The organism is Streptomyces sp. NPDC055078, assembly GCF_053607985.1.
Map to the genome: position 1 here is coordinate 1 of NZ_JBSGUP010000790.1, position 3,413 is coordinate 3,413.

4 protein-coding genes are annotated in these 3,413 nt (G+C 70.3%); all 4 read right to left on the reverse strand.

Translation table 11 applies throughout. The features are described 5' to 3' along the window. On the reverse strand, positions 1 to 1,193 hold a 1,193-nt coding region (locus tag ACWF94_RS36720), incomplete at its 3' end, for a ParB/RepB/Spo0J family partition protein (RefSeq protein WP_453498958.1). A gap of 134 nt (positions 1,194 to 1,327) precedes the next feature. Beyond that, complete coding sequence (locus ACWF94_RS36725) at positions 1,328 to 2,260, reverse strand: deazapurine DNA modification protein DpdA family protein (RefSeq protein ID WP_453498960.1); 933 nt, start codon at positions 2,258 to 2,260, stop codon at positions 1,328 to 1,330. 69 nt (positions 2,261 to 2,329) lie between these two features. Further along, on the reverse strand, positions 2,330 to 2,557 hold the full coding sequence (locus ACWF94_RS36730) for a hypothetical protein (protein WP_453498962.1): 228 nt from the start codon (positions 2,555 to 2,557) through the stop codon (positions 2,330 to 2,332). 141 nt (positions 2,558 to 2,698) lie between these two features. Next, entirely contained in the window at positions 2,699 to 3,364 is a 666-nt protein-coding gene (locus ACWF94_RS36735; protein ID WP_453498964.1) for a hypothetical protein, read from the reverse strand. Between the last annotated feature and the right edge of the window lie 49 nt (positions 3,365 to 3,413).

A 3,413-nucleotide genomic window follows, 5' to 3' on the forward strand; every position in this document is an offset into this window, starting at 1 on the left:
GAACCGGCCCGGACCGCCGCGGCGGTGGCGGCCTTGGCGATGTTCAGGGACGCCTTGCTCGCTACGTCCTTCAGGTGGTCGATGCGCATCCGGTTTCCGGGGATACCGCCGTGGGCGCCGGAGAGGAGGATCGCCAGCTCTTCCACGTCCATCGCGGCGATCTCGGCCAGGATTTCGCCGGCCGCGCCGAGCTTGCCGATCTTTCCGACGAGCTTCTGCCGGTCGGTGACGATCTGCTCGCGCCGGGCGACGTCCACCTCCAGCTCGGGGAAGAAGCCCTCGGGGGCGGGCTTGCCGGGCTCCGCCGCTTCTTCGGCCAGGATGAACATCACGCTCTGGTTCGCCGCCTCGGTCTCTTCGTTGCGGACCCGCTGGCAGAACTGCTCGGCCTCGCGGGGGCTGTTGAACTGGCCCCGGCTCCAGCGGGCGATGAATGCGTTCTGGTTGGCCGCGCTGATCTGAGCCGCGTACCAGGCCAGGCCGACCGGGAGGTGGCCCTTGAGGAGCGCTTCCTGCACCGCCGGGGTCAGCTTGAGGAGCTGGAGCCGGTTGTCCACGTGGTTCCAGCTCCTACCGACCCGCTTGGCCACCTCGTTGGCGTCCAGGCCGAAGTCGAGGAGCTTCTTGAACGCCCTCGCCTCCTCCAGCGGGGTCATGTCAGCCCGGCCCAAGTTCTCGGCCACCGCTCGCTCGAAGGTTTCCAGCGTCTCGGCCCCGCCCTCCAGGCCGTGGACGACCATCGCGTGCATCTCGCTCAGCCCGGCCATACCGGCCGCCCGCCACCGGCGCTCGCCCGAGACAATGGCGTAGCGCCGCGTGGCGGAAAGGTAGCGGACCGTGATGGCCTGCTGCTGGCCGACTTCCTTCATGCTGTCGGCCAGCTCCTGGAGGGCGGCCTGGTCGAAGGTCTCGCGGGGCTGGTTCTCGTCCCGGTCGATGCGGTCCAGGGGGATCGTCTTGAGCGCCGTCTTGAGTTCCGCCGCCGTGTTCTCGGCCTTCTCGGCGGCCGCCTCGCGCCGCTTGCTGACCTTGATGGGCTCGACCACCTTCTTCGCGGGGGCCGCCTTCCTGGCCGCCGCCTTGGCAGTCGGCCGGGTGGCCGCCTTCCGGGTGGTGGCCGCCTTCTTCGGTCCCGCCTTCGGGGCCTTGGCCGTGTCGGTGGCGGTCTCTGTGGGGGTGGTGGTGGCGGTCATGGGGCCCTCCGTGGGTGGTGGGGTGGTGGTTGGTGTTACAACCTCTTCATTGACCAAATCTTTCTGGAGTAACTCTGATATCCACGAAAATTTGGCCAAGGAATCGGCAAGCGAAGCCGCAGGTCAGTGGCCGTTCAGACGTCCATGGCGAATCCGGTCTGGTGCCACTCGGGGAGGGAGTTCAGGAGCCGAGCCCGCCAGGTGAGGGCGTAGCGAAGGCAGTTCGAGCAAGTCTTGTGGGTGCAGCCAGGCAGAGGGGCCGACCGGCGGGCGCTGTAGGACCAGGCCATTGAGTCGGAGGCGTAGAGAAGGTGGTGCACCTGGCGGAGGCCGGTGACCTTGACGCCGAAGCCGTGGAGGCGAATGCCGAGACCGTGCAGCGCCTCGACGATCCGGACGGCCTCCTTGGTGCTCTGGCGCCGGCAGACCGAGCCGAGTCCGACGAGGGGTTCCACGGTCAGGTCGATGCCCATGGCGGCGTACATGTCGACGTGCCGCACGTAGTCCTCGCAGGTCCAGCCCTGGAGGACGGGCATCCAGGGGAGTTCGTCGTCCCGCCACATGAGGTTCAGGTAGCTGGCGACGGTGCGGGCCTGGTGGTCGTAGACGCTCTGCCCGGTCCGAGCCAGGATGTGCGGCTCGCACATCCAGTCCTGGATCGCGGCGCGTTCGAGTTCGCCGATCTCGTCGGCGTAGCGGCGGACGGCGGTCGCGTACACGGCGGGCGACACCGTCCATGTGCCGTGCAGGTACAGCTCGGAGTAGGCGCCGGAGTCGAGCATCCAGGAGGTGACGGCGCGGGGCAGCGTTCGCTGGCGGGCCAGGCGGCGGTGGGACACGCACAGCGGGATGCAGCGGCTTCCCCCGAGTTCGGGCCGGGCGAGCCAGGATGGCTGGTGGGTGCCCAGGTACGTCCAGCGGTCGGCCTCTTCGTACTCGCTCCGGGTGGTGGAGCCGGGGGCGGGTGTCCGGGCCGGGCGGGTAGGCGGGCGTTCGCCCCCGGCGGCTGGAGGCGGGCCGAGGGCGGACGGGTCGAACAGGGCGTCAGCGGGCGCGGTGGCGAGCATGAGTGCACTCCTGGAAGTCGGGTGGAGGCGCAGCGGGGGGCCGGGGTGCCGGCCGCCCGGCCGTGTCAGCTAGCTGGCGACGCTCTCGACCACCACGACCTCCGAGTGGCGCAGACGGTCGTAGTCCGGGCGCCCGATGACGTGCCAGGGGGAGCAGTCGGGGTGGTTGTTCACCGCGTCCTTGCGGGGGCTGTACTCGACGGCCTCGCCCGCGTACCCGGTGCGCGGCCCGGCCTCGATGCGCTCCCCCTTCTGGTTGGCGATGTGGAGTTCGGCCTTGGTGAGGAATGCGCGCATGGTGCCCTCCGTGGGTGGTGGGGTGGTGGTTGGTGTTACACCTTCTTCATTGACCAAATGCCTCTGGAGTACCTCTGCTAGTCCGAGAAGTTTGGTCAAGAAATCGGCAAGCGAAGCGCAGGTCAGGGGCCGTTCAGGCGTTCAGACCAGGGTGCTGAATAGGTTGAGCTGCGCGGCCTCTACGGCGGGCCCGCCGGGCTCGTCGGCCGCCCGGTGGGCGAGGTGCTGGGCGATGGTCCAGCGGGCCCAGGTGCCGCCCGTGGCGCGCTGGGCGGCGGAGGTGGAGAGGGTGAGGTGGTCTGCGCGGGCCTTGTGCACGGTGCCGTCGAGGATCAGCCACACCTCACACTTCGGGGCGCCGAGGGCGGTGACTATGGCGAGCTGGTGGATGTCGCCCCATCCGGGGTGCAGTGCTCCAGGGCGGACCCAGACCCACGTGCCGAGGTTCACGTCGCCGGGCCCGGCCGTGGTGTGCCGGTAGGGCGGGCGCTGCCTGACCGGCCGGGCGGGCTTGGGCGGGTAGTAGTGGCTCGGCGGGTAGTGCGGATGCGCGGGACGGAGCGCGGCGGCCTGGGCGGTGACGGCTTCGGCGTCGGTGTAGCAGCGGGGGCCACCGTGCCACCGGCGAGGCGTCGTCGTGTCTGCCCAGCTGGTCGCCCCGCAGATGCACCGGCAGGTGGTCAGGTACGGGCCCACGGTCGCGCACGGCCAGGCCGTGCCGCAGGTCCGGCAGGTCGGGCGCCCACTGTCGAGGCCGTGGGGCAGGTGGGTGTCGGGGAGGTAGATCGGTCGCGGAGCCCAGGCCATCGGGGCGCCCTTTCTCTGGTGTCGTGGGGAGGGTGAGGGCGGGCCGGGG